We start from the raw sequence: 25,751 nt of genomic DNA on the forward strand, positions 1-25,751 counted from the left end.
CCTATCGTACGACGAGCGTCCTCAGCCTATTGATGGCAGCGCAAATTTCTTCGGGCCTTGGCCTTGCGTAGTCCGCCGACGGCCTTGCGAAGGGTGATGCGACTTCCAACCCCTCGGCGTCAATGCGTTCTTCCAAGGCTTTAACAATTTCATGTACAGAACGTTTCCCGTCGATAATGCCATTTCTTACTGCATAAAGAAGTAAGCCGCCTATAGCCCTGGTTTGGCTTTCCTCGGCAATTTGTTCGACGTAAGTTAAATCGATGGTAGTCCTGCCGAATTGTATGCGATCTTTTCCTCTGGAGCGAACCGTCACTTTCTTGCCGATCATGGGATTAAAGCTTTCGGGCAGAGGTATGCGAGCGTTGGATAATTTTGGAAGCTCGGACTCCGCGGGAACCCTTTGGCTTGGCAATTCGCCGGCAATCTCACGCGCCTTTGAAGTGACGTCTTGAGGCCGGTAGTGATCCATCAAAACGACGCGGTCCGCGATGTCGAAATAATCTCCCGATCCTCCCATTACCAAAACCGTCGAAACCCCGAGAATCTCGAAAAGCTGACGAGCCCGATCGATGAAGGGCGTGATCGGCTCTCTGTTTGCTGCGACCAGCCGTTGCATTCTGGCATCGCGTATCATGAAATTAGTAGCCGATGTATCTTCGTCGAGCAGCAGAAGCTTCGCCCCTGCCTCGATGGCCTCGATTATATTGGCGGCCTGCGACGTACTGCCGCTGGCATTGTCGGTCCTGAAGCGAAGAGTATCCTTACCAAAGGGCAAATTACTTATAAAGGGAGGAATGTCAACGCATTCTACCCTGCGCCCGTCCTCCGCCCTTATTTTGACAGCTGAACGCAATGTTACGACATACTCCCTTCCGTCGTCGGGAATATGGTCGTAGACGGAACGCTCAATGGCCGAAAGAAGGGTGGACTTGCCGTGAAAACCACCGCCCACAATTAAAGTTATACCTCTAGGTATTCCCATTCCCCTTATTTTGCCGGCGTTAGGGGCGTTAAGTTCCACTTCCATAGAGGGAGGACTTTCAAAAAGCACAGCCTCGTCTTTTTTCAGAGGTCTTTGATCGACTCCGCTTCGCCTCGGAAGCAAAGAGCCATTAGCTATAAAGGCGACGAGACCTCTTTCTTCCAGCTGCGACCTTAGCGCATTCTGATCTTCCACTACACAAACATGTCGCCAGATATCGCTTTTCGAAAGCACCTCGATAAAAAGAGATGACTCGGCAATCTCAGGAAGATCCTCAAAAAACATCTCCATTGCTTCATCTCCGGCTATTCGTCTTCCCCTTGCCGGAAGACCGATAAACAACCTGGCTTCAATGCGGTCCTGAAAGATCCGCATACAAGTCCTTTCGATGACCTCCTGTTTAGGAACATCTATGGCTATCAAGCCGCTCTTACCCGATCCGCGACGCTTGCCATTAGCTTTTTCAATGGCTTTGTCAACTGAACGGGCTAAAAAGTCCTCAAGGGCTATACGTCTGATCTTATTCGAAAACAACTCCTCTCGGAAACCTGCCGATTTTAAAGGTATGGACAAAGCAACCTGCGACGGCGGAGCAAAGGGATCTCCCTGTATGTACTGAAAGCAGAGCGAATAACGAGGGAAACGAAAGGTCTTACCCTGAAGCTCCTTGTATGCTTTATAACCTCTGCCATCTATTTGAGATAAAATGCGCTTTAACTTTTCCATTCCGCAAACACTCCAATACAGACAAGACTGATTTTTCAAGGCGTTTACCAGAATAGCAAAAAAGGATGGAAAATGGCAATTGTGACGCAATCATCCTATATCGCAATGAATAATTGATATTGCACTAGACTTACGAAGGGTGCGACTTTGTATTTCGATATACCAACAAATTTGCCCCCAAGCCATTTGTCTTGGGGGCATCTATAATTAAAGATTGCGCCACGTGTCAAAATTAATATTTGGCGCGCCGGAGAGGATTTGAACCCCCAACCTTCGGATCCGTAGTCCGATGCTCTATCCAGTTGAGCTACCGGCGCACCGCAGAAAAACTATGGCGGTGGGAGAGGGATTCGAACCCTCGAGGGCGGTTTTAGCCACCCTACTCGCTTAGCAGGCGAGTGCCTTCAGCCACTCGGCCATCCCACCCTGCATAGACATTCTAGAAATTAACCAGCTTTATGTCAATCCCGATCTTCCTCAAAAATTGACAAAGAAGGCAACCATCCTGACAATCTCTTTTGAAGAGATTCCTTTTGTGATTTAGGTTTCAATTAATCCAAGAATATAGAAAACAATATTGGCAAAATTACGAGAATGCTCACCAATCGTACTGTATGCATGAGACTCACTATCAATGGATCTGCTCCCATCTCTTCCGCTATCGCTCCCATTTGCGTGAGGCCTGCAGGTGCAGCGGATAACAAACAAGTCACCAGGTTCCAGTTTGTGAACTTCTTCAGTAAAAAACCTAAAACCAATGCACTTACTATCATGGCCGAACTTAGTAATAAAATAGGAAAGAACATAGAAAAAAACTGATAAAAAGTATCCCTTGTGAAATACATACCAATTGTAATTCCTACACCGATCTGAGCAATGGATCGAATGAATTTCGGAGGATGCCACATGGAGACTCCAAAGGCGCAAAAAAGGCCAACAAAGACCATGGAACCTAGAAGCGCACCAGCAGGTAAATTGCTAATCGTGCCTATCCACCCCCCTAATATAGCAAGGCCAATAAAAATAAAATATTCTCTTTGTTTAGACTTATTTAAAATCTCACTATCAATTGACTTCTCTTCACCTGAAAACGATCGACATGGCTGAGAGCTCTGGTCAGAATATTTTGAGCTCAATAGAGGTATGACAAACATAGAAGCGACTAGCCGAAAAACTTGCAATATAGTGACGTTTGCAACATCCATATTAAGTGAGAGAGCAAAGAGTGCCATCTCTGCAACACCTCCAGTGGTGGAGCCTAAAAGTGCTGTTGAAAGAGGAAGATCGGTTAAAGTATAAAGGAGAAATGCACATACCAAAGATGTGCTCAACATCCAAAAAGATTGAAGGATAGATGGCCAGGCTAAATTACCCAGCAATTTAGCGCAATTTCTATCGAACCGAAGTCCTATAAAAGATCCAATTGTTATCTTGCTTAAAAATGAAACGACATTGGTAGGAAAGGAAATATTTACATCAAGCGACCATAACAAAGCGGTGCTTAAGAGAGGTCCCAATACGAAAGGAGCTGGTAAGCGAAACTGTGATGCACACCACGCCACACATCCGCCAGTTCCAAAGAGAAAAAACAACCCAAACAGGTGAGATAACAACATAACTACACCTCTTTTTGGTCGGGAATTATATCGTAGAGGCAATGTAAGCAACGATATCCCATCTTTTAGATAGCGGGGAAATTATCGATATTTAATGATAATTTTCCCGCTATCCATGAACTGTGGTTCGTCAAAAGAATAAAAAATAAAAATTACAAAATCGTATATATTATATTATCAACAAGAAATGTTTCTAAATAAGATATATCGTAGCCAGTTTTTTATACACATCAATCTTTAACAATAAACAATCCTATAAACAGACTTGAGTGCTTTTTAGGCAATCCCTTGCACTTTTTGGACTGTTTTATTGATCAAAGCAATATCAATCATGTGCGTTTACTACATATTTTCACACACAGTTTCGGCAAATTTAGAGCACGAGACCTCAGAAGCTCCTTTCATTAACCTTGCCAGATCGTATGTAACAGTTTTAGATTGTATTGTCCTTTCTATGCCCCTAACTATAAAAGCAGCTGCTTCCCCCCACCCTATGTGCTCAAGCATCATGACAGAGGAAAGAATTAATGAAGTCGGGTTTACTTTATCCATGCCTGCATATTTTGGAGCTGTACCGTGAGTGGCTTCAAACACAGCCGCCTCGTCGCCAACATTAGCTCCCGGCGCCATGCCTAAACCCCCAACCGTAGCAGCAATCGCATCCGAGAGATAGTCTCCATTTAAATTTGGAGTAACTACTACATCGTATTCTTCCGGCCTGAGCAATATTTGCTGGAACATGGCATCGGCTATTCTGTCTTTTACAATCACCTTTTTGCTAGAAGAAAACCCTGTTCCCTTGCTGGTTAAATCTTCTTCTGTAATAGTTTGATCAAAAAATTCTTCTTTTGCCACCTCGTAACAACAAGCTCTAAATAGCCCTTCAGTGTATTTCATGATGTTTCCCTTATGAACTATCGTTACGCTCGATCTGCCTCGTTCGATGGCATACTGCAACGCTTTTCTCATAATGCGCTTAGACCCAAAAACTGATATTGGCTTAAGGCCAAGACCTACATCTTCTCGCAGTGAAATGCCAAATTCATTCGTTAAAAAGTTTCTGATCTTGGCGCACTCTACGCTTCCAGCCTGCCATTCAATACCGGCATAGACATCTTCCATATTTTCTCTGAATACTACCATGTTGATTTTCCAGGGTTCTTTTAAAGGTGACGGCACTCCGTCGAAATAACGAACCGGCCGAATGCAAGCATACAACTCGAGTGCTTGCCTAAGCCTTACATTGATGCTTCGAATACCACCGCCGACAGGTGTCATCAAAGGTCCTTTTATCGCAACTTTGAAGTATTTAATAGCCTCAAGGGTATCGTCAATAAGCCAGTTGCCAAACAATCGATTGCATTTCTCGCCTGCATATATCTCCCAAAAGTGAAGCTTTTTATTGCTTCCATATGCCTTGTAAACGGCATTTTCCGCAACAATTTTCATTGCCCGTGTTATATCGGGGCCAATTCCATCGCCTTCTATAAAGGGAATTACAGGATCATTCGGTACGATTAGTTTACCTTCATCTGTCATCGTAATGGGGGAACCAAGAGAAGGCGCATCTATATTTGTAAGTTTAAGCCCGGGAAAATTTGACATTTAAGTTACCTCCTAATTAGTAGAAGTGTTCAATTTAATCCAATTAAGCTTACCACCTGCTTTAACGACATCTAAATCATCGCCACTTAAAGGACATTTAACAGGAATTTCCATGTTTTTCGTTAGATTCCTCAAAACCGCCTGAGATTCGACATTAAGTTGACTGATATCGAAGACAAGTCGATCATCCCGATCTATCTTCTCGTAGTCCTCTATATTGGCAAAAATCAATGGCAATATACCGAAGTTAACAAGATTTGCCAAATGGATACGAGCAAAGCTTTTGGCTATAACGGCCTTAACACCTAAATACCTTGGCGCTAAAGCGGCATGCTCCCTGCTTGATCCTTGACCATAATTCATCCCTGCTACGATGAATCCGCCTTTAAGCTCCTTGGCCCTTTTTGAAAAATCTGGATCCACTACTTCAAAGACATGCTCTGCAATGGCGGGAATATTAGAACGCAACGGCAAAAATTTGGCTCCTGCAGGCATTATGTGGTCCGTTGTAATGTCGTCTCCTACCTTTATCAAGACCTGGCCATCAAGCTTATTGGACATGGGTTCCATTTCAGGCAACGGCTTTATATTGGGCCCTCTTCGAACAGTAACTCTCTCCGGTTCAGGCGATGGAGCTATGAACATTCCTTCATCGATTATGAGATTTGAGGGCATTTCAAAATGATATGGCTCTATGCAAATTCCCCTCGGGTCAGTAATTACTCCTGTAATACAAGCTGCTGCTGCGACTTCGGGACTGGCAAGATATACCTTTCCGCTCGCATGCCCGCATCTTCCGTAAAAGTTACGATTTATTGTTCTCACAGAAACGCCGTCTGTAGGAGGCGCAAACCCCATGCCTACACATGCTCCGCAACTTGCTTCCAAAATCCTCACGCCCGCTGCAATTAGGTCCTCGATAGCTCCTTCAGCACCCGCCTGCAACAAAATCTGTTTGCTTCCCGGAGAAAGCCCAACATCGACATTGGGATGTATCCTCCTGCCTTTAAGCATATGCGCTATGGTTAAAATATCGCGCAGTGAGGAGTTTGTACATGAACCGAACATTACCTGATCTACGCGAGTGCCTGCAACCTCCTTAACTGACACTACATTATCAGGTAAAAAGGGTTTTGCAACCATCGGTTCTAATGAAGACAAGTCTATATCAATTTCTTCATCATAGACAGCATCATCATCTGGATACAAAGGTACCCAATATCGCTCTCTGCCTTGAGCTCTTAGCCATTCCCGTGTTATGTCATCACTTTGAAATATAGAGGTAGTAGCACCTGTTTCGGCTCCCATATTAGTTATAGTTGCTCTTTCGCTCACGCTTAAGGATTTAACGCCAGGACCACAGTATTCGAGGACTTTTCCCACTCCGCCCTTAACCGAAATACGCCGCAATACCTCTAATATCACATCCTTTGCCGAAACGAAAGGAGAAAGTTTGCCCGTAAGATGTACTTTGACGATCTTAGGCATTATCAGGGTAAAAGGCATGCCGGCCATAGCCAATGCTACATCTAAACCTCCGGCACCAATGGCAAGCATCCCAATACCACCCGCTGTAGGGGTATGAGAGTCACTGCCAAGGAGCGTCTTTCCAGGAACTGCAAAACGCTCAAGATGAACATGGTGGCATATCCCATTTCCAGGCCTTGAAAACACCAGCCCGTATTTAGCGGCCATATCCTGCAAAAACCTATGGTCATCAGGATTTTTAAAATCCTCTTGAATCATGTTATGATCAACATAAGCTACGGACAGCTCCGTTTTAACACTTCTAACTCCTGTGGCTTCAAGTTCTAACATGGCCATAGTGCCTGTGGCGTCCTGAATCAACGTCTGATCTATCTTAATGGCCACAGAAGCTCCCTTCGTCATATTTCCTTTAATCAAATGATTCTTTATTATTTTTTCTGTTAATGTTAAACCCATAATATAATAATACCTCCTAAGTTTTTAGTTATCCTCTATTTGCTAACCTGATTTTTTTAACAAAGGGCCAAATGACCGAAAGAACAGTCAATGTAATTAAGACGATGCATATTGATGATCTGAAAAAGATACCGAGACTGCCATCAGAAAGCATTAACGATTGACGAAAGGAATTTTCCATTGAAGAACCCAATACTACGGCAAGAATCATTGGCGCAAGTGGAACTTTATATCTCCTCATAAAATACCCGACGAAACCAAAAATGAGCAAAAGATAAAAATCTACCACTGAAAAATTTATGGTGTACACTCCAAAAAATGCAATAGCGACGATTAGAGGATAAAGTAAACGTCCTGGAATAGACAGTACTCTGACTAGCAATCCTGCCAGGGGCAAATTTATAATGATGCAAATGATATCACCGATAAATAAACTAGCGATTACACCCCAGGCAATTTCGGGATGCTGTTCAAAGAGTAGCGGTCCTGGCTGCAGCCCATAGATCATAAGAGCCCCCAGCATTACTGCCGTTGTTCCTGACCCCGGGACCCCTAAAGTCAGCATTGGAATCATGGCTCCGATGGAAGCAGCATTATTGGCCGCTTCTGGCGCTGCTAGACCTTCGGGAATACCCGTTCCGAAACTGTCAGGATCTTTAGAAAGGCGTTTTTCGTTGCTATAGGCCATCATAGCAGCGATCGTGCCACCCGCTCCAGGAAGAACCCCTATGACAAATCCGATGGGAGATTCACGAAGAATTGGCATTAAACACCTTCGCCACTCCTCCATTGTGATCCATATTCGACCAAATGCCTTTTTTAGGGCAAAAACACCAGTTTCCCTTATTGTTTCGAAATTTTTGAATACCTCTCCAATTCCATATAACCCCACTATAACCACAACGAAATCGATACCGGTTTGAAGTTCAGCTACACCAAATGTAAAACGCAATACGCCTGATTGTAGATCTATACCAACGGTCGTTACCATTAGACCAAACAGAAGGGACATAAACCCCTTTATGGGGCTCTCTTGCGAAAGAGAAGCTGTTGCAGCCAGTGCAAACACCATCAACGTAAAGTACTCGGGAGGACCAAAACGTAAGGCAAATCTGGCAACAGGCATTGCCAATACCAGGAAGATAACTGCTGCAATGAGTCCCCCAATAAAAGATGCAATAGCAGAAATTGCCAAAGCTGACTCTGCCTTTCCCTTAAGCGTCATTGGGTATCCATCAAAACAAGAAGCTACTGCAGCACCATCGCCAGGAACGTTTAAAAGTATTGCACTCCTGGAACCACCAAACATTGCTCCATAATATATAGCGGCCATTGTTATCAATGCAGTTTCGGGCCTCATAGTAAACGTAAGAGGAAGCAAGAGCGCCACGCCCGTTGCTGGACCTACTCCAGGCATCATTCCTAGTATTGTTCCCAGGACACATCCTACTGTCATAAATATTATGTTTATAGGCTGAATAACAATCGTTAATCCGTATATTAAATTACTTAATGTTTCCATTTATCCTCAACTCCTATCACGGCAACGATATATATAGTATTTTCTCGAAACAATACCATATTCCTAAAGTTAAACCAATTGTAATTATAATATTTGTTATTAAACCCTTTTTTCCATTAATGATAATTAATAATGCTCCTATAAAGAAAATAGTAGAGGGAATGAAGCCTATCTTGTTGAATATAAAAGCATAAATAAACCCTATAGCCATAGTTCCTAAAACATAAAACCATGGAACTGAAGTTAATATTTTTTCTTCTCGTCTTTTTTTCCTAATACCTGTATATAGAAGAATTGCACTGCATAAAATCATCAAAATTCCCAAAGATATCGGGAAATATATTGGAGCCCAAGGATTTCCTATAAAAGCCTTGGGAAGAGCCAAGCTTTGAACAAAATAGGAAATGCCCAAGGCTAGTCCTGCAATTCCAACAATTACGTCAGACTTCATATAAATACCCCCCTATATGTAAGAGGTAGCCCAAATAATATAGGCTACCTCTTTTTTAGATATTTATTCCCCTTTGTAAAATCCTATCGCTTGCAATACTTCCTTGTACTGCTCGTTTGTATGATCAAGGAACATCCTAAATTGATCGGAGGGCAAAAAGCTCTTATCCCATCCATTTGTTCTACATATTTCGTCCCACAACTGTGTTTTCTCCATTTGAGACAGCTTATCCTCAAGGTACTTAACGGCATATTCCGGCATATCGGGAGGGCCAAACAAACCACGCCAGTTGATAAACTCTGCATCTATTCCGGACTGACGTAAGGTGGGCACATTGGCAAAGGGCCCATCTTTATAAGGTTCAGGTCTTGTTACGGCAAGGACTTTAATATCTCCTGACATCATAGGACCTTGAGTTTCTGCCAACCCGGTACTTAGTAAATCAATATGACCCCCAAGCAACGCCGCTAAATGTTGCCCCTCTTGAAAAGCAATGTACGGGATATCCGCCAAATTGCTTATACCTGCAGCTTTGGCAGCTATAAGAAACTGCACATGATCCATAGATCCAGGAGAAGATAGACCTCCAATTTTAACGCTCTTCGGATCTTTTTTTAAGGCTTCCATTACCTCCGATATCGAATTGTATTTGGAATTTTTCGGAACGGCAAAAGCACCATAGTCACTTATTAGCCTCGCAATTGGGGCAGTATTTTTATATGAAAGTTTTGTTTGCCCTGTCAGATTAATTAACAACAGCGGCGGAGAATATACTGCTACTGTATGCGGGTCACTTTTGCGTTGTTGCAAATATGCGAGGGCTACCCCTCCGCCTCCGCCTGGCTTATTAACCACGGGCATGGGGACAGATACAAGCCCTTCTTCTTGCAACACCCTTGCCACCATCCTTATTGTCGTGTCCCAACCTCCACCAGGACCTGCCGGTGCGATGAACTCAAAAGGCTTGGAAGGATAATTATCCTGAGCTACAGCCATACCTCCAAACAGAAAAAGCAAAACCAAAAAACCCGCTATTAGACCACCTCTTACCTTCATTTTCCTTACCTCCCCTTATATTGAATAATTATTTGGATTGCCTTACATGGCAAACATTTATTTTATAAGGGTATTTCTATATCAAATAAGGGTACATATTGTTGCGCACCATGCATATCAATCTCGCCGACAGATCCTTGCGGACGCATGCGTGGTATCGTAAATTTGAATGCGTTTGCAGCATCGAAAAAAACAAAATTCAATATTTTTTCCGGCTCTATTCCATATAGCTTTGCAACCAACTCACGATTTATTGCGCCGCAGGATTTTACCTTTTCGTAGTCTTCCTTGGTTTTAAATATGACATCAAAGGTAAGCTCAAAAGGGCCAGCATTTTTGCTTCTTATAACTTTCGCTATATCCTTTAGTTTTACCATTTTTTTATCCATAACTACACCTCCATTATATTAACAGGGAAAAGATTTACAGGATCATCAATCTCCATAAGATGATAAACGTTAAATGCACACACTTCTCCTAAGGGAATCTCAAGAGGCGTGAATGGAAGTGCTATGTTACCCGCCGTACCTATGCGTCCTTCATAAGGACAATGCAAAAGTTCCGTCCGAGCACGTGAGCAAATCGCAGTTGCTAGCTCTTGCGTTGATGCTGCAACCTCAAGAATTATGCACAATTCGAGGGGCATAAAATTTTTAATAGGTTCAAGTTCTGCCATAACCCCATTTTTGCCATATACATGGTATATCATTTGATATTGATCCTCGGGTATATCTTTGAAGTAATCCTTAACATCCTCCGTCACTCGAGCCAACACATCATCGATATGATCTATAAAAATAGGGTCTCTTGCACCTGCTATAAATATAGAGCGGAACCCTACCTTCTTTGCTCCTTCAAGTTTTACAGTGTACTTATCCGAAGGATTGAATTTACTGCCAGAAATTTTAACCCTTCTGTCATCAATTTGTTCAAAACTGGTATTAGATAAATCCAAGATACCACCAGGACCAGGTAATAAGTAAGGGTGAGATTTTTCGTATAATGTATGCGCTGCTACCGACCATGTGGTACAACGTTCATCGAGGCTTCCAGGCTCAAGAATAAAGTGATCATCCCTTATGGTACCGAACATCACTTTTCCTGCGGGTTCTGCACAGAGAGCCCCGCACTCCATTATCTTACCCATATGCCAGGCAAGTCCTGGATCAAAACCCTCCTTTATTGGTAGCGCCGCTATGGTAACAGGATCATAAGACCTTCCGGCTATTACAATATCTATATCATTCTCTTTTAAGACCTTAACAATTGGCTCGACGCCCATTTGAGCAACTATGGTAGTGGCTAAATCCACTTCTTTTTCAGATAGATGTTCGACAGGTCCACAGGGTGCTATCTGCCCTTTTTTCAACTTTTCTTTAATTATGGACTTATCAATCTCGCTATATATTGTTGCAATCTTAAAATGATATCCCTTCTCTCTAGATATTTTTTTTATAATATTTATAAAAGTGTCGACTTGAGCGTTGGTCCCAGCCCCACCTGCAGAACTAATTAATAGGGGGATCTTTTTCTCTGCGATAGCTTCTAGTAATAACGATATATCTTTCGTGTAAGCCTCTTTGGAACATGTCATAACACCCATAGCCAGTTTATGTGGACCACTATCAGTAGAACCAGAATCGACAGCTATTACGTGAGGGTCCATTGATAATGCTCGTTTGAACCACTTAATTGGAAAACCATAACCCAACATTCCGTTTGGCGTAAGAATGCGAAGCTCTTTCACTGTCACTTCACCACCTATTTATTGATTTCTGATTTATCGCAAAGACCTTCTTCTCTTAAAAATGCCTCTAGGGCACCTGTTAAGTGTTTTTTGACTGCCATTTCGGCACGTATTGGATCACGTTCAATAACCGCTTGTAATATTTCTTCATGGTCATTGAGAGCAACTATTTGCCTTTCTCGCTTTGCCATGGATATAGTTCTAAATTGTTCCAAATATTCCATATAAACTCTGACAAGTTTAATTAATCTGGGCATCCTACAAGATCTGACCAATATATCGTTAAACTCCTGACAAACAGAGAATAATTTATCAGCTTGCGATGATTCAGTATAATTTCTCATTAGATCTACTAACTGTTTTAATCGATTAATTTCGGCAGGGGCAATTTTCTCTACTGCTTTAGAAACGGCTAGAGATTCGAGTGAGATTCGAATAGCGTAAATTTCCTCCACATCTTCTTTGGTTATTCCTTTTACAAACAAACCCTTCCGCGGCACTCTTTTTAAAAGTCCTTCTGCTTCAAGAACTCGCAATGCCTCGCGAACCGGAGTACGACTCACATTAAGCATTTGAGCAAGATCCGACTCTACTATACGATCACCAGACACTAGGGTTCTGTTTAAAATTGCCTCTCTGAGACGCTCAAGCACTAGATCTCTAGCAGGTCTGAAGTCATCATAAGGTATGGGTTCAATCAATTTTTGTTCGCTCATCATACTCTGCCTCCGTATGAAATCAATTACATCATTTTTGGATACTCGCATCCTGAATACAAGGATACAATTTATATGCTATTTGTCAAGTATCTATTTTGATACTCGAATAATTTCTTATAAGTGTTAAAATAAATTTAATTCATTTTATCTGATAAGCGAGGTGGCAATCTTGAAGAGCTTAGGAGAGATGCTTATAAGAAAGGAACCTTTCAGCGAGATTGTCATGGGAGATACTGCAATTGTAAGGGCTATGATAGAGGCAGGGGTAAGGGTTGCAACGTCCTATCCGGGTTCTCCCACTCCTGAAATCGCCGAGGCAATAGCCTCCATACCCTTTGATCAGCGCCCTTTCTACTTCGAATTTTCGACGAACGAAAAGGTAGCGCTTGAGGTAGCCTTCGGAGCCAGTATAAACGGTCATTTATCATGTCCATTCTTTAAGAGTGTGGGCCTAAACGTCGCAGCCGACTCCTTCGTTCAGCTTTCCATGATGGATCTTTTGGGCGGCATGGTGATAGTGCTGGGAGATGACCCCGGAGCCAACTCTTCTCAAAACGAGCAGGACAACAGACATCTTGCTCGCCTGGCTTATGTCCCCGTCTTTGAGCCCGCCACCCCAAAGGAAGCATATGAAATGTTCTTGGAGGCAGCCGATCTGGCTAAGAAACACCACATGCCGATTATCGTAAGGCTTACTACTCACGTCTGCCACGCAAAGGAAAAAGTTGGTTTTGGCCACTGGGAGCCCCGGCCTTTGGACAAAACGTCACGTTTCGATCCTAAAACTAGCTGTTATATTCCCCTGACCGCGGCGACTGTATACCCCATGAAGCGAAGAGCTCTCCAAAACATAGATGCCGTCAAAAAATATGCCGAAGACTCGCCCTTCAACACTACCGTAGATAACAGCAATAAAGAAAGGGGTATTATAACGATAGGCCTGCCCTTTTTATCGCTAATGGACACACTTCAGTTTGCCGATAGCAAACCAGATGTTTTAAAACTTGGCATAGTATATCCTCTGCCGGAAAAAACCATTGTCGATTTCATGTCCTCCCATGAGGAAGTAAAAATACTTGAAGAACTGGATAATTTCATAGAACTTGAGATCAAAAGCCTTGCCTTCGATCATGGACTGAAGACGAAAATTTTAGGCAAAAAGGACGCAGAAGATTGGATCGGTGAATATGTACCCGAAAAGGTCTATCAGGTAATGAAAAAAACATGGAATGACCTGCTTCCGGAGACGGACTTTTCTCCCAAAGGCGTTTTGCCTTCGCCGAGGCCTCCTCAGCTTTGCCCCGGATGCGGACACAGATCCGCCTTTTACGCGGTAAAACGGGCTTTAAAGGGCACCGACATAACTGTTGCCGACATAGGTTGTCACACTTTGGGTTACCTTGAGCCTCACGAAATGGGGCAAGTCCTCTTGTGTATGGGACATTCTACGGGCACGGGATCGGGCCTTTCTTTGTTCAACGACGAACGGAAGGTAGTGGCTTTTATAGGCGACTCAACCCTTTTTCATGCCGGATTACCAGGCATTATCAACGCAGTCTTCAACCGCCACAATCTGACGCTCGTAATAATGGAAAACGGCACGACGGCAATGACGGGTCATCAGGATCATCCCGGATCGGGAAAGAACTTCAACGGCCCAACAGACGCAATATCTATAAAGAAAATGCTTGAAGGACTTGGCGTCAACTCCGTCAGAGTTGTCAATGCTTACTCGCAGGAAAAACTCACCGAAGCCATCAAGGAAGCAGTTAACGAAGAGGGCTTTTCCGTCGTCATAGCTACCCATCCTTGCATGCTTAAATTTACCAGAGAACAACGCAGGAAGGGCAAAGGTGTGGAAAGACAGGTATCGGTTGACAAGGAAAAATGCGAACACATATATGAGTGCCTTAAGGTCTTTGCCTGCCCTACTTTTCAGCTCATGGACGACGGATCCGTAATAACTTCCAAAGAGCTGTGTATAGGAGACGGCTCTTGTATTCAAACCTGCCCTGTCTGGGCAATAGGTTATCAGGATAAATAAGGCTTCCCGAAGGAACGGAGGGGTTAAGATGAAGCTAGATATTTTCGTGATCGGCGTTGGCGGCCAGGGAATAGGATTGCTTAGCGAAACCATTATACGCGCCGCAGATCATGCTGGCCTGACCGTAAAAGGAGTCGACACTCACGGATTAGCCCAACGCGGCGGAATGGTAACTTCTCACATTAGAATAGGAGAGGATGCATTTTCTCCTTTGATAATGCCGGGGCTAGCCGATATGGTCTTGGCCCTTGAAATTCACGAAGCCTTAAGAGGGCTGAACACATATCTCAGAGATAAAGGTACCTTAGTTTATTACAGCGTATCACTGCAACCTCTGAACGTACGGCTTGGCAAAGAAAAATCCGTTACTATTGACGATATAAGCAGGGAATGCAAGATGCGATCTGTCAAAGAATACGCCGTTTCAAGGGAAGTGCCCGACCCTCGAATGCAAAACATAGCTATACTCGGAACCTTGGCAAGGGAAAGGCTGATAGATTCGGTCGAACCAAGACACTACGAAATGGCCTTAGAGGACCTGTTGTCCGGGAAGGTTCTCGAATTGAACTTAAACCTTTTTCGTTCAATTTTAGCAGATTAATTCTTCTTATCATTTAACTAACTAACTTCCTATAATAATAGCAGAGAGGACAACCTTTATTAAAGAAAGTCCTCTCTGCTATTTTCAAAAAGATCAGTTTCAGTTTTCAAAGATTATATTATTGCTGCTGAGCCTCTTCCTTGGCATCGGTCTCTGTCTGCTCCGCCGTTTGACTTGTTGCCTGATTTTCGGATTGGCCTTCTTCAACGACCTCTACTCCAACATCGCTGCCTTGGCCACCCTCTTCTTCCGCCGAAGGTTGTGCAGGTTCTTCGACCTTTGGCGCCTCAAATACGGAAGAGTCGACTATTTCAACGTTAGCCCTATCTACCAAACCCTGCAAATACTCCTGACGTTGCGCTTGGGCTTTCTGTTGGCTTAAAGCAAGTTTAATATTTTCTTTAACCTCATCATATGGGATCTTTTCCTGTTTTTGGTATCCTTTGACCAAATAGATACCAAACTGCTCCTCATCAAGCTGGATTGGTTGGCTAAGCTCGCCTTCTTTTAGCTCCTTCAGGGGTAGCAACTCTTCCTGGGCTTCCAAAGTCGTCATTGGCAACAGTAAAGGCTTATCGTAGGAAGTGCTGTGCAAAGCTTTATCGCCATACTGACTCATTACATCATCCCATGTCTGTCCACTCGCAAGGGCATCCCTGACTTCTTGAGCTGTTTTTTCGTCAGAAAAAACAGCAAAGTTCACCCACAGTCCTTCGGGGCGCACGAAGTAGTCGTTGCCTCTAGCCTCATAAAACTCCTGCATTTCTTCCTCGGTAACCGTATCGTCCGTTTTCACCGCCGTCTGCAATAGCTTCTGCTGAGCCAGCTGCCTTCTTAGTTCTTTTTTAAGATCTTCCTCTTTGATGTTATATGCGCTTAAATAATCCTGGTAGGCTTCCTTTGTCGGGAACTGGGAAATTATCCTATCCATGGCCACGTTTATCTCATCATCTGTGACTTCGATCTTGTTATCCTTGACTTCCTTATCCAACTCCATATCTAAGACTATTTGGTCCAAAACGTGTTTTCTCAAAATATAATACTGACTCTGAGGTAAGTTGCTTATCCCCATCTGGTCCATTAATTGCCTGACACCCATATCTATCTGAGAAAGCATGATGTTGGTTCCATTGGCTTTGGCCACCACTTTATCCTTCTCCGTAGTGGCGGAAGAACCTTCTCTTCTGGAGTAAATGCCATACCCTGCAAATATGGAAATAACGAATGCTACTGCGACTGCGATCATGATTACCTTAGTTCTCGTTCGAAGCGCCTTTAAAATCATTACAACCTTCCCCTTTCATTATGGTTCCCGAAAATCATTCACATATTTTCTATACACATAACAGCACATAGTATATATCACAACAGTTATTTTAACAAAATCAGTATATCTCCGTATATAATAGAGGCAACGGGCAAAGGGGTGATACTTTTTGAGCATTTTAACGAGAGGTAGCGAGCTGACGCTAAATGCGATACCGCTATTCATCAAGCTTCGCAGGCTCAGTTTAAGGAGTTATAAAACCATACCTGAGGACGAGGTCTCCGATATAAAAAACAGATTTGAACATCTGGGGCCTTCGTTCATCAAGCTCGGCCAAATGTTGAGCTGTCATTACGACGTGCTGCCGCCCATTATAGCAGAAGCTTTATCCCATCTGTTGGACGAGTTACCTCCCTCTCCTCCGCCAAAGGTGTTTAAGCTTATCCAGGACGAGCTGGGAGACAAGTTGGACGAGATATCCTTTTGGGATCCCCAGCCCATTGGTGCTGCCAGCTTGGCACAGGTTCATAAATGCGATCTCAAAGACGGGCGGGTTGCCGCGATGAAGATCTTAAGACCAGATGTCGAGCAGCGCATCGAAGAAGATATAAAAATAATGCGCTTTTTGGTCAAGAGACTCCCCGACTCTCAATCATTCCCCATCGATCTGAAGGATACAGTTGATGAATTCTCCAGCAACATCATCAAGGAACTGGACCTTCTCAGGGAACTGGCATGCATGAGAAAATACGGCGAAGGATTGCCTGCCGAATGGGAAGTAAAAGTCCCAAAGGGATACGCCGGGTTATGCACCAAAAATATACTCACCATGTCGTTTCACAACGGCCAGAGGCTCGATAGGGCCGTGCCTCATTTGTCACGTTTCAGGCGTCACCATATGGCTCTTTCTCTGGCAAAGACCTATTTATATAAATTTCTAAAAGAGGGGCTCGTTCATACGGATCCTCATTTTGGAAACATATTGGTGGACGAAGACGAGCATCTGGTGCTTTTGGATTACGGCGCCACTACCTTTTTATCAGAGAAGATAAGACATAAATCCATGTTGCTCTTTTGGGGATTGCTGCGCAGGGATATCAGCCTCGTCTACAGCAGCCTCGCGTCCCTGGGAGTAATTCAGGGTCAATCGGATCCTTTGGCCATTGAAAACGAAATATACGACTTTCTCGAGGACTATCTGCACAGGCCCTTAGGACAGCTTTCCTTGCCCGACATGCTAAAAGACATGATAGCCCAAAGCCCTATCTGGGGCATAAAGATACCGAAGCCCTTATTATATCAGGTCAAGGCCCTATCGATGCTCGAGGGCACTCTCCACACGCTGGATCCCGAAATTGGCTTTGAGGAGCTTTTAAACGAAAGTTTCCAGGAAGTTACCTCTATTCTTCACCTTCAGCCAATCCTCTTCATGGAACTTGGAAAGGAAAAAGTAAAACAAGCCCTATTCGACATTTCCATGACAACAACATCGACGAGCAGAAAACAGCAGGAGAAAAAAGGCGATACATCAGCTTTGGGCATGGCCTTCTTGCTGTCGATTTTCGGCATCGGCTTCATGGCTTTGCCACAGGGCGCTCACCCATATTGGTTTGCCCTGTGGCTGTTTGCCTCTCTTATTCTCGTCAGAAGGTAGCGGCTGCGCTTCACACTTCGGCCAAAGTGCGGCCGCTCTTTAGGTTAACCTCCAGAGGCACCGAAAGCTCTACGGCGCTTTCCATGCTCTCTTTTAGGATCCCGGAAACGACCTCCTCGTCCTTTGCGGAACATTCACAAATGAGTGAGTCATGAATTTGCAATATTAGCGCAGCATCAATATTTTCTCTTTGTAGGGCTTCGTCCAAGCGTATCATGGCGATCTTTGTTATGTCGGCGGCCGTGCTTTGAATTGGGGTATTAATAGCGACCCTTTTCAAAGCTGCCGTGCTGTTTCCCACTACTGTAGTAACCTCGTTCAGTGGTCTTCTTCTCCCAAAAAGCGAGAGGGTATAACCTCTCTTTCTTGCCTCCTCATAGCTTTTTTCAATGTAATCTCCCACTTTAGGAAAGGCAGAAAAGTACCTATCTATAATTGTTTTGGCCTCTTCTCTGCCTATATTTAACCTCGATGCAAGGCCATAGGGAGTCATTCCGTACAGTAATCCGAAGTTTATCATTTTCGCCATTCTCCTAAGTTCTGGGGAAACCTTTTCCGTATCCACACCAAATATCCATGCTGCCGTCTCTGCATGAATATCTCTACCCTTCTCAAAGGCTTCGCATAGCTTTTTGTCTCCTGAAATGTGCGCCAGAACGCGTAACTCTATCTGTGAATAATCGGCAGCGATAAATATGCCGTCCCTTCGATCCGGGATAAACGCCTCCTTTAGTTTCGTTGCCCAGTCACCGTAGGCAGGGAGGTTTTGAAGGTTTGGATCTCGGCTGCTCAACCGCCCGGTACCGGTGCTCGTATGCTCAAATGTTGTATGCACCTTTCCGGTCTTGGGATCGATGGCGTCGATCAAGGGCTGTACAAATCCGGTAAGCATCTTAGTAAGCTCCCTGTGATCCAGGAGAAGTTTTGCCACCAATGCCTCGGGCCTATCCAATCGACTTAACTCCTCAAGAACGGTAACATCGGTCGAATATCCCGTTTTAGTCTTCTTTATGACAGGTAATCCCAGGTGATCGAAAAGCAGCCAACCAACCTGCTTGGGCGAGTTTAGGTTTACCTTGGAACCGGCCGCCATGTCTATGGAGGCCTTTACGTCATCGAGTGTTCTCTCCAGCTCATGCTTTACCTTCCAAAGATGGTCCAGGTCGAGGCGTATTCCCTTTCTTTCCATCTTTGAAAGGACAACCGACAAAGGTATATCGATTCGATACATGAGGCCATGCAATGCTTCGTCCATCTCTGAAGATATCTTCCCGTACAGGTCAAAAAGGGACAAAGCCTCTTTATCGAGGCCTTCTTCGCTTTTCAGCATCCTTTTTATTTCGGCCAAACCTTCTTTGGATGACGATTTGTCGGGATGAAGCAAATAATAAGCTATTTTGCCGTCCCATACCTTGTCCTTTTCAAAGGGTGCTTTCTTTATTGCAGTTGTAAACTCCTTGAACCCCCAGATCAGGATTTCTTTTTCCCTTAATTTTTCGACCAAAGCATCGTAATCGTCATCGCCTTTAGGCTCTAACAGATAAAAAGACCCTTCCCTTTCGGCTAAGACGCATCGTGAAAGGGCAAAGGACTGAGGATAACGGCCCCTGCCTTCAAAGGCTAAGGCTACGATTTTACTCCAATCTTGGCTTTTCTCAGTGTTTGGCGTCTTTTCACCCTCTCCCGCTTTAGAGCGAGTTTCCCTTGAATCGACATCCTTTACGCTCAGGCCAAGCCTTTCGGGTATCTGCTTAAAGCCAAGCCTTTGAAATATATCAATCAGTGCTTCTTTATCTCTTTCTCCCCCGCCTTTAAATTCATCGGGGTTTATACACAAGGTATCACGCAGGCGAATGAGCTCTCTCCATTGGAACAGTTCGTCCTTTTTATCCTTCAGGCTCGATGCAATTTTTTGGGGCAGCTCGTTTATGTGGTCATATAAATTTTCCAAACTGCCATATTGTTGTATTAATGCCGAAGCTCTTTTGGGCCCAATGCCGGGAATGCCGGGAATGTTATCCACTTTATCTCCTATCAAAGAGAGATAATCGGGAAAGGAAGAGGGAGGAAAACCAAACTCCTCTTCAAAGGTTTTTTCATCATATACCTTGAAAGTAGAAACGCCCTTTATGGGTCTCATGACTTTGACATCAGCCCTTATCAATTGGAGCATGTCCTTATCGGCCGTCAGCACTAAAGTGCTGCCCTTTCCCTCCAAAATACGAACGACAGAGGCTATTGCATCGTCTGCCTCAACGCCCTCAATCTCTATGACGGGATAACCGAGGTATTTCATTATTTCCTTTATGAGGAGCAATTGCGACTTAAACTCCTCAGGAGTCGGAGGCCTTCCTTCCTTGTATTCTTTGTATGCTTCATGCCTGAATGTCTCGCCTTTGGCATCGAAAAAGACAATGACTTGATCTGGGTTTTCATCGTTTATTATCTTAAGCAGCATATTTAAAAATCCTAATATTGCATTGGTAGGCATACCATCGGGCGCGTTAAGTTCCGGCAAGGCATAGAAAGCCCTGAAGGCCAAGGCATGTCCATCCACTAAAAGTATCCTTTCTTCCTTCAAAAAGCGACATCTCCCTTTTAGTTTTTGATACAATTGTAATATATGCAACAGCCGATGACAAAGGCAGATTTTTGTACCATCTTCAAGTCTAAAAATGCCATAATGTTTATTGGATGCTGAAATATCACATTACTCGTTACTCTTGATTAGGAGGTATTATTCATGAACGGAGTCAGAGTTCGCTTCGCCCCGAGTCCGACGGGAAATCTTCACATTGGAGGTGCCCATACGGCACTTTTTAATTGGCTTTGGGCAAGGCACATGGGCGGTAAATTTGTGCTTCGCATAGAAGATTCGGACAGAGAAAGGTCAACCCTGGAATATGAGGAAAGCATATATTCCGGCCTTGAATGGCTTGGCTTGCTGTGGGACGAAGGCCCCAGAGCCGGTGGTCCTTATGGTCCCTACCGTCAATCCGAAAGGCTTGAAATATATAGGGAATATGCCGGCAAGCTGGTGGATAGGGGGCTCGCCTATCGCGAAGGCGAAGCCATTATATTCAGGGTCGTTCCCGGCGAGATAGTGTCCTTCGATGATATAGTTTACGGACATATTGAGGTTAAAAGCGAAACCTTAAAGGACATAGTAATGATAAAAAGCGACGGAATGCCAACCTATAATTATGCCGTTGTCATAGACGACTACACTATGTCCATAACCCACGTCATAAGAGGGGAGGACCACATCGCCAATACGCCTAAGCAAATATTGCTTTATAAGGCCCTGGGTTTCGAGCTCCCGCAATTTGCACATCTGCCAATGATTCTTGGAAAAGACAAAAAGAAACTTTCTAAAAGGCACGGAGCCACCAACGTGCTTGAATATAAAGATATGGGCTTTTTGCCAGAAGCGTTATTTAACTTCCTTGCTTTGCTGGGATGGTCACCGGGAGATGACCGCGAGATCTTTACCATAGAAGAAGCCGTCGAGTTGTTTGACATCAAAGACGTAAATAAAAGGGCAGCGGTATTCGATATGGACAAATTGCGCCACATCAATCAGGAACATATCAAGCGAATGAATCCCGACAAACGTCTGGAAGCCGTCAAGCCATTCTGGGAAGATTTGGGACTGCCTTATCACAACCATAGCTCCGATTATCTGGCCAAGGTCTTAGGTATAATGGAAGGAAGGGGACAAACCTTAAAGGAGCTGGCAGAATATACTGATTATTTCTTGACCTTCGAGCCCGTTAAAGAAAGGGTCGATCGCGAATACGCTGCAGCTTCTAAGGAGGTGTTGGGTCCCTTTTGTGAGGATATGATAAAACTATCCCAGTGGGAAACGAAGGCTTTGGAAGATTTCGCTCGGGAGTGGAGCAACAAAAAAGAAGTGCCTTTGAAAAAGATAGCCATGCCGTTGAGAATCCTTCTGACGGGCACCAAGGTTAGCCCGGGAATTTTCAAAGTTATCGAACTTCTTGGAAAGGACGAGACGATAAAAAGGCTTTCCCACTGGGGCATACTCAACGTATCCGAATAAGTTTTCAAACTAAACTTTGAAAAAGGGCCCGAGCATTTTAATCATAAGCCGCTCGGGCCCTTTTTGTATTCGTATTTCTAATTATTCCCCACCACAACCTGTTCTTTTCTATTATAGGAGGCCAGTAAGAACTCGTTGCTCATCGATAGACACTGTACAGGGCATATCTCGGTACATTGAGCACAGAAACAACATCGGTCAACATGTACCATAATTTTCTTTTCCTCCGTTATATAGGATATAGCATTGGCGGGACATACTCTTACGCACAATCTGCAGCCGATGCACTTATCTTTATCGTATGCTATCCTTCCCCTGAAGCCCTCGGGCGTTGGCACTGGTGGGTTAAGCTCTACCTCGCCCGATTTAACCCTTTTCAATACAGCCAACAAGTGATCCGGTATGTGCGCCAGCGGAAACAAATTGGTAAAGGGCTTTTTGAAGAATTGCTTGATGTTGATAAATAACATTTTATTTATCATTTTGTGTCCCTCCTAAAAAAACATCACATCTAGCGTAACGAGGACCATCCCCGCCAGCGCCAACCCTCCCATTTGAAACCAGTAAAATTGGGAGGCCTGCCATATTTTAAACCTTCCGTACATCGTCCTGACTACAGTAATGGCCACAATCTGAACCAGAAACACCTTTACCCAAAACCAGATAAAATCTACCAGCACGAATGATGCTCCGTTTAAGCCAAACAACTTGCCCAGCGAAAAGGGGAAGAAGAGCGGTACCAACAATGCAGACATGGCAAGGGATCGTAGGGCAAAAGTGAGTTTAAACAGCGCTAAATTCCTTCCCGAATATTCAGCCAAGAAGCCTTCCAAAATCTCCGTCTTGGCCTCGGCAATATCCATCGGGACCTTGCCCACTTCTGCCGGAACCACTCCCAGCAAGGAGAGAAGAAGGGCAAAAATTCCCATGCCGCCAATCAAACCGACGGTATTCCATACAGGAACGGCGACAAAGGTCTCCAAGCTAAAAGGAGCTCCCGGAACTCCCCTCTTGTATACCAACCATGCCAGAGTCAAAACTACGAGTGCCAAGGGAAGCTCATAGCTCATCATCAAGACCATTTCCCGCTGTGACCCGACGTTGGCATAGGGAGAGCCGCTGGCGAAGCCTCCGATAACCATCATCACAGCGGAAGCTGCGAGTAGGTAGAGTATTAAAATAATATCTCCGTTTCCGGCCAAGATTGGCGGTATGGAACCGATGGGAATATATAAAAAGATCAACAGCGTCAACGCCATGGCCATCCAAGGAGATGCCTGAAACACGGCCCTGACAGCCCTTCTGGGAACTATGGACTCCTTTCCCAACAATTTTATTACATCGTAAAAAGGCTGCAGCAAGGGCGGTCCAAAGCGCCTCTGCATTCGAGCGTGAACGATCCTATCGACTCCTTCATACAAAAGAGCAATCAATATAACAAGGCAAAAGAGCGCAAAACCCGATACAATCTTCGTAAGCAGCGGGCTCATCTATGCATCAGCCTCCTCGTCTTATCACGGCACATCCTTATCAGCTCCTCCTTGGTCGCGATAGTAGATGAACCTTTCTCATTAACGACCAACATCCTCTCCATACAAGAAATGCAGGGGTCTATGCTGTTAATGATTAGCGGAGCATCAGCTATCTCCTGATCTTTAAACATAATGGGCCACGACATGGCATTCGCATAGGTTGGAGCTCTGACCTTCCACCACGTAACGTTTTCCTGCGCCTGAGTCAGTTTGACGACATGAGTATCATCTCCTCGAGGCGCTTCTATAGATGATTGGCCTACACCATCAGCTGTCTTTAACAGGTTCAACAGTTTTGCTGGTTTCGGCTCATGCATGATCGGCCCTTCCGGCAGGCCGTCCATGCATTGTTCTATAATTTCCAAAGATTGATAAACCTCCATGACCCTCACGAAAAATCTGTCGAAAACATCGCCCTGAGCATTGCCGAAGTAATCCTGCGGAACAATTGGCTCTACCTTCAAATCCTCGTAAGCCTCATAGGGGGAAGACCATCTGAGGTCAACGCGCAATCCGCTGGCACGCGCCGTGGGGCCAACGGCACAATATTTCACGGCATCTTGTTCGGAAAGCACGCCAACGTTTCGCATCCTGGCTTTGACGATAGGATCCTCGGTAACGGCATTATAAAAATACGAGAACTCCCGCTTGTAATATTCGACCATTTCTTTTATTGCTTCAGCCACTTGGAAAGTTATATCCCGACGAGCGCCCCCTATCGTACCGACGCCATAATTTACCCTATTGCCCGTCATGGCCTCCAATACATCCATGACCTTTTCCCGAAGCAACATACCCAAATTGAAGGCTGAGTCGTATCCGAAGGTATAACAAGCTACGCCAGCCCAGAGGATATGGGAGTGTATACGTTCAAGCTCCAGCAAGATAGTGCGTATATACTTTGCCCTCGGAGGAACTGGAATGCTGGCAGCATCTTCTACAGCCCTCACAAAGGAAATTATGTGAGCAAATGAACAGATACCACATATCCTTTCCGCCAGATATATGACTTGAATGGGATTTCTTTCCCTTGCCATATATTCAATCCCTCGATGTATTGCGCCAGGCCGTATGCGCACATCTACAATTCTTTCGCCATCAACTTGCAGCCAGGCGGTAATCGGCTCCTTGAGGCCTACATGAACAGGACCGATCGGAATAGTATAAGTTTTTCCCTCTTCAATAGCCATCGCTCATCACCTTTTCAAGAAAGTTCCCGTATATGTTTGGGAGATAACCCGGAATCGTCACGCCGCCAGGGATGAACCTTTTCATCCCAATTTTCGGGCAAAAATACCAACGATTGATCCGGCAACCCCTCGAAAGACACGCCTAGCATCTCATGCATCTCTCGCTCGCTGTATTCAATGCCAGGAATCTTATCATAAAGAGAAGGCATCGTAAGATCATTCTTTTGAACTTTTACAGAGACGACAACGCCCACTCTTTTGCCTCGTCCCGCACTGGTAAAGAGAGAGAAATGGTAATTCAGCAATACGAAATCTCCCGCATCGTCTCCGGATATCACATGAAATATAGGGAAATCGAGCATAAAGAGGGAGTCGACAAGATCAATAAAGGCACCTTTGTCGCATGTGATCCACATGTCATAAAAGGACATCTTTTCTTCTGCTCCGGCCACCATCTCTCTTATCTCCAAGCTTTCCAGGTTATTAGCCAACCTTTCTTCCAAGAAAGATTTTATCTCCTCAGGCGTTTTAGGAAGGGGGTTCAGGCTGTATTTAAACATCGGCAATGCCTCCCGTCCCAAGCAGCTCGTTTCTTTTCTCCTCGAGCTTTGCGATCGCCTTAGTCACGCCATCGATGATCGCCTCAGGCCTCGGCGGACAGCCATGTACATAGACATCTACAGGAAGTATTTGATCCACAGGACCGTCTAAGTTGTAGGATTTATAAAACACGTCCCCGGAGGCACCACAATTTCCTACGACTATTACCACCTTAGGATTGGGCATTTGAGCATAAACTCTCCTCAACCTATCAGTCATATATTTCGTAACCGGTCCGGTGACCAATAAGGCATCGGCATGCCTTGGAGTCCCTACTAACTTCATGCCAAAGCGTTCTATGTCGTATCTGGGCGTAAGCAAGGCAACAATTTCTATATCGCAACCGTTACAGGACCCGCTGTTGCAATGAAAGGCCCATATCGACCTCGGCAAAATTCCAAGTTCTTTCTTTATGTCCACCTTAAACAT

21 protein-coding genes and 2 tRNA genes are annotated in these 25,751 nt (G+C 44.5%); 4 read left to right on the top strand and 19 right to left on the bottom strand.

What is annotated here, in order from left to right:
• Position 1: 1 nt before the first annotated feature.
• The 12 genes from BLU12_RS02120 to BLU12_RS02175 all read right to left on the bottom strand — a co-directional run bounded on the left by BLU12_RS02120 (position 2) and on the right by BLU12_RS02175 (position 12,368).
• Positions 2-1,711 (bottom strand): ABC-ATPase domain-containing protein, encoded by a 1,710-nt coding sequence (locus BLU12_RS02120; RefSeq protein ID WP_091460226.1) that lies wholly within the window; start codon positions 1,709-1,711, stop codon positions 2-4.
• Between the two features lie 240 nt (positions 1,712-1,951).
• Positions 1,952-2,028: transfer RNA gene (locus BLU12_RS02125), tRNA-Arg, on the bottom strand.
• Between the two features lie 15 nt (positions 2,029-2,043).
• Positions 2,044-2,137: transfer RNA gene (locus BLU12_RS02130), tRNA-Ser, on the bottom strand.
• Between the two features lie 125 nt (positions 2,138-2,262).
• Entirely contained in the window at positions 2,263-3,327 is a 1,065-nt protein-coding gene (locus tag BLU12_RS02135; protein ID WP_091460228.1) for an AbrB family transcriptional regulator, read from the bottom strand.
• Between the two features lie 342 nt (positions 3,328-3,669).
• The gene (gene icd, locus BLU12_RS02140) at positions 3,670-4,932 is read right to left on the bottom strand and encodes an isocitrate dehydrogenase (NADP(+)) (RefSeq protein ID WP_091460230.1); all 1,263 of its coding nucleotides are present in this window, start codon (positions 4,930-4,932) and stop codon (positions 3,670-3,672) included.
• Positions 4,933-4,944: 12 nt separating this feature from the next.
• Complete coding sequence (locus BLU12_RS02145) at positions 4,945-6,876, bottom strand: aconitate hydratase (protein WP_091460231.1); 1,932 nt, start codon at positions 6,874-6,876, stop codon at positions 4,945-4,947.
• Positions 6,877-6,904: 28 nt separating this feature from the next.
• A complete protein-coding gene (locus BLU12_RS02150; RefSeq protein WP_091460233.1) occupies positions 6,905-8,398 on the bottom strand; it encodes a tripartite tricarboxylate transporter permease in 1,494 nt (497 codons plus the stop codon).
• 16 nt (positions 8,399-8,414) lie between these two features.
• Positions 8,415-8,849 carry a tripartite tricarboxylate transporter TctB family protein gene (locus BLU12_RS02155; RefSeq protein ID WP_091460235.1) on the bottom strand — a complete coding sequence of 145 codons (435 nt, stop codon included), beginning with the start codon at positions 8,847-8,849 and terminating at the stop codon, positions 8,415-8,417.
• A gap of 63 nt (positions 8,850-8,912) precedes the next feature.
• Positions 8,913-9,905 carry a Bug family tripartite tricarboxylate transporter substrate binding protein gene (locus BLU12_RS02160; protein WP_091460237.1) on the bottom strand — a complete coding sequence of 331 codons (993 nt, stop codon included), beginning with the start codon at positions 9,903-9,905 and terminating at the stop codon, positions 8,913-8,915.
• A gap of 62 nt (positions 9,906-9,967) precedes the next feature.
• On the bottom strand, positions 9,968-10,294 hold the full coding sequence (locus BLU12_RS02165; protein ID WP_009200538.1) for a DUF4387 domain-containing protein: 327 nt from the start codon (positions 10,292-10,294) through the stop codon (positions 9,968-9,970).
• A gap of 2 nt (positions 10,295-10,296) precedes the next feature.
• Entirely contained in the window at positions 10,297-11,652 is a 1,356-nt protein-coding gene (locus BLU12_RS02170) for an acyclic terpene utilization AtuA family protein (RefSeq protein ID WP_234945378.1), read from the bottom strand.
• A gap of 14 nt (positions 11,653-11,666) precedes the next feature.
• Positions 11,667-12,368: a GntR family transcriptional regulator gene (locus BLU12_RS02175; protein ID WP_159428496.1), complete on the bottom strand. Its 702-nt coding sequence runs from the start codon at positions 12,366-12,368 to the stop codon at positions 11,667-11,669.
• Positions 12,369-12,540: 172 nt separating this feature from the next.
• Between BLU12_RS02175 and BLU12_RS02180 the strand changes: the two genes are divergently transcribed.
• Positions 12,541-14,415 (top strand): thiamine pyrophosphate-dependent enzyme, encoded by a 1,875-nt coding sequence (locus tag BLU12_RS02180; protein ID WP_091460241.1) that lies wholly within the window; start codon positions 12,541-12,543, stop codon positions 14,413-14,415.
• 28 nt (positions 14,416-14,443) lie between these two features.
• Complete coding sequence (locus BLU12_RS02185) at positions 14,444-15,016, top strand: 2-oxoacid:acceptor oxidoreductase family protein (RefSeq protein ID WP_091460243.1); 573 nt, start codon at positions 14,444-14,446, stop codon at positions 15,014-15,016.
• Between the two features lie 118 nt (positions 15,017-15,134).
• On the opposite strand, the gene BLU12_RS02190 is transcribed toward BLU12_RS02185, so the two are convergent.
• Complete coding sequence (locus BLU12_RS02190; protein ID WP_091460244.1) at positions 15,135-16,301, bottom strand: SurA N-terminal domain-containing protein; 1,167 nt, start codon at positions 16,299-16,301, stop codon at positions 15,135-15,137.
• 151 nt (positions 16,302-16,452) lie between these two features.
• Between BLU12_RS02190 and BLU12_RS02195 the strand changes: the two genes are divergently transcribed.
• On the top strand, positions 16,453-17,937 hold the full coding sequence (locus tag BLU12_RS02195; protein WP_091460246.1) for an ABC1 kinase family protein: 1,485 nt from the start codon (positions 16,453-16,455) through the stop codon (positions 17,935-17,937).
• 10 nt (positions 17,938-17,947) lie between these two features.
• Here the strand turns inward: BLU12_RS02195 and polA are convergent, their stop codons facing one another.
• The gene (gene polA, locus BLU12_RS02200; RefSeq protein ID WP_091460248.1) at positions 17,948-20,518 is read right to left on the bottom strand and encodes a DNA polymerase I; all 2,571 of its coding nucleotides are present in this window, start codon (positions 20,516-20,518) and stop codon (positions 17,948-17,950) included.
• A 162-nt stretch (positions 20,519-20,680) separates the two neighbouring features.
• Here polA and gltX point away from each other — a divergent pair, with 162 nt between their 5' ends.
• Positions 20,681-22,000 (top strand): glutamate--tRNA ligase, encoded by a 1,320-nt coding sequence (gene gltX, locus BLU12_RS02205; RefSeq protein WP_091460249.1) that lies wholly within the window; start codon positions 20,681-20,683, stop codon positions 21,998-22,000.
• A gap of 77 nt (positions 22,001-22,077) precedes the next feature.
• Here gltX and BLU12_RS02210 read toward each other — a convergent pair whose 3' ends face one another.
• Genes BLU12_RS02210 through BLU12_RS02230 form a run of 5 tightly spaced genes read right to left on the bottom strand, consistent with a single transcriptional unit; the run spans position 22,078 to position 25,751 of the window.
• Entirely contained in the window at positions 22,078-22,482 is a 405-nt protein-coding gene (locus BLU12_RS02210; protein ID WP_091460251.1) for a 4Fe-4S binding protein, read from the bottom strand.
• 12 nt (positions 22,483-22,494) lie between these two features.
• Positions 22,495-23,490: a respiratory chain complex I subunit 1 family protein gene (locus BLU12_RS02215; protein ID WP_091460253.1), complete on the bottom strand. Its 996-nt coding sequence runs from the start codon at positions 23,488-23,490 to the stop codon at positions 22,495-22,497.
• Complete coding sequence (locus BLU12_RS02220; RefSeq protein WP_091460254.1) at positions 23,487-24,722, bottom strand: hydrogenase large subunit; 1,236 nt, start codon at positions 24,720-24,722, stop codon at positions 23,487-23,489. Before BLU12_RS02220 ends, BLU12_RS02215 begins: the two co-directional genes overlap by 4 nt.
• A gap of 14 nt (positions 24,723-24,736) precedes the next feature.
• Positions 24,737-25,282, bottom strand: a complete 546-nt coding sequence (locus tag BLU12_RS02225; RefSeq protein WP_091460256.1) for an NADH-quinone oxidoreductase subunit C — start codon at positions 25,280-25,282, stop codon at positions 24,737-24,739.
• Positions 25,275-25,751, bottom strand: a complete 477-nt coding sequence (locus tag BLU12_RS02230) for an NADH-quinone oxidoreductase subunit B family protein (protein WP_091460258.1) — start codon at positions 25,749-25,751, stop codon at positions 25,275-25,277. Before BLU12_RS02230 ends, BLU12_RS02225 begins: the two co-directional genes overlap by 8 nt.

The sequence above is a fragment of the Acetomicrobium thermoterrenum DSM 13490 genome, assembly GCF_900107215.1.
Taxonomy (GTDB): Bacteria; Synergistota; Synergistia; order Synergistales; family Acetomicrobiaceae; genus Acetomicrobium; species Acetomicrobium thermoterrenum.

Excerpts from the sequence above, each read along its gene's own strand:
- BLU12_RS02120 (WP_091460226.1), bottom strand. The coding sequence starts at position 1,711 with ATGGAAAAGTTAAAGCGCATTTTATCTCAAATAGATGGCAGAGGTTAT.
- BLU12_RS02135 (WP_091460228.1), bottom strand. The coding sequence starts at position 3,327 with ATGTTGTTATCTCACCTGTTTGGGTTGTTTTTTCTCTTTGGAACTGGC.
- icd (WP_091460230.1), bottom strand. The coding sequence starts at position 4,932 with ATGTCAAATTTTCCCGGGCTTAAACTTACAAATATAGATGCGCCTTCT.
- BLU12_RS02145 (WP_091460231.1), bottom strand. The coding sequence starts at position 6,876 with ATGGGTTTAACATTAACAGAAAAAATAATAAAGAATCATTTGATTAAA.
- BLU12_RS02150 (WP_091460233.1), bottom strand. The coding sequence starts at position 8,398 with ATGGAAACATTAAGTAATTTAATATACGGATTAACGATTGTTATTCAG.
- BLU12_RS02155 (WP_091460235.1), bottom strand. The coding sequence starts at position 8,849 with ATGAAGTCTGACGTAATTGTTGGAATTGCAGGACTAGCCTTGGGCATT.
- BLU12_RS02160 (WP_091460237.1), bottom strand. The coding sequence starts at position 9,905 with ATGAAGGTAAGAGGTGGTCTAATAGCGGGTTTTTTGGTTTTGCTTTTT.
- BLU12_RS02165 (WP_009200538.1), bottom strand. The coding sequence starts at position 10,294 with ATGGATAAAAAAATGGTAAAACTAAAGGATATAGCGAAAGTTATAAGA.
- BLU12_RS02175 (WP_159428496.1), bottom strand. The coding sequence starts at position 12,368 with ATGAGCGAACAAAAATTGATTGAACCCATACCTTATGATGACTTCAGA.
- BLU12_RS02185 (WP_091460243.1), top strand. The coding sequence starts at position 14,444 with ATGAAGCTAGATATTTTCGTGATCGGCGTTGGCGGCCAGGGAATAGGA.
- BLU12_RS02190 (WP_091460244.1), bottom strand. The coding sequence starts at position 16,301 with ATGATTTTAAAGGCGCTTCGAACGAGAACTAAGGTAATCATGATCGCA.
- gltX (WP_091460249.1), top strand. The coding sequence starts at position 20,681 with ATGAACGGAGTCAGAGTTCGCTTCGCCCCGAGTCCGACGGGAAATCTT.
- BLU12_RS02210 (WP_091460251.1), bottom strand. The coding sequence starts at position 22,482 with ATGATAAATAAAATGTTATTTATCAACATCAAGCAATTCTTCAAAAAG.
- BLU12_RS02215 (WP_091460253.1), bottom strand. The coding sequence starts at position 23,490 with ATGAGCCCGCTGCTTACGAAGATTGTATCGGGTTTTGCGCTCTTTTGC.
- BLU12_RS02220 (WP_091460254.1), bottom strand. The coding sequence starts at position 24,722 with ATGGCTATTGAAGAGGGAAAAACTTATACTATTCCGATCGGTCCTGTT.
- BLU12_RS02225 (WP_091460256.1), bottom strand. The coding sequence starts at position 25,282 with ATGTTTAAATACAGCCTGAACCCCCTTCCTAAAACGCCTGAGGAGATA.
- BLU12_RS02230 (WP_091460258.1), bottom strand. The coding sequence starts at position 25,751 with ATGTTTAAGGTGGACATAAAGAAAGAACTTGGAATTTTGCCGAGGTCG.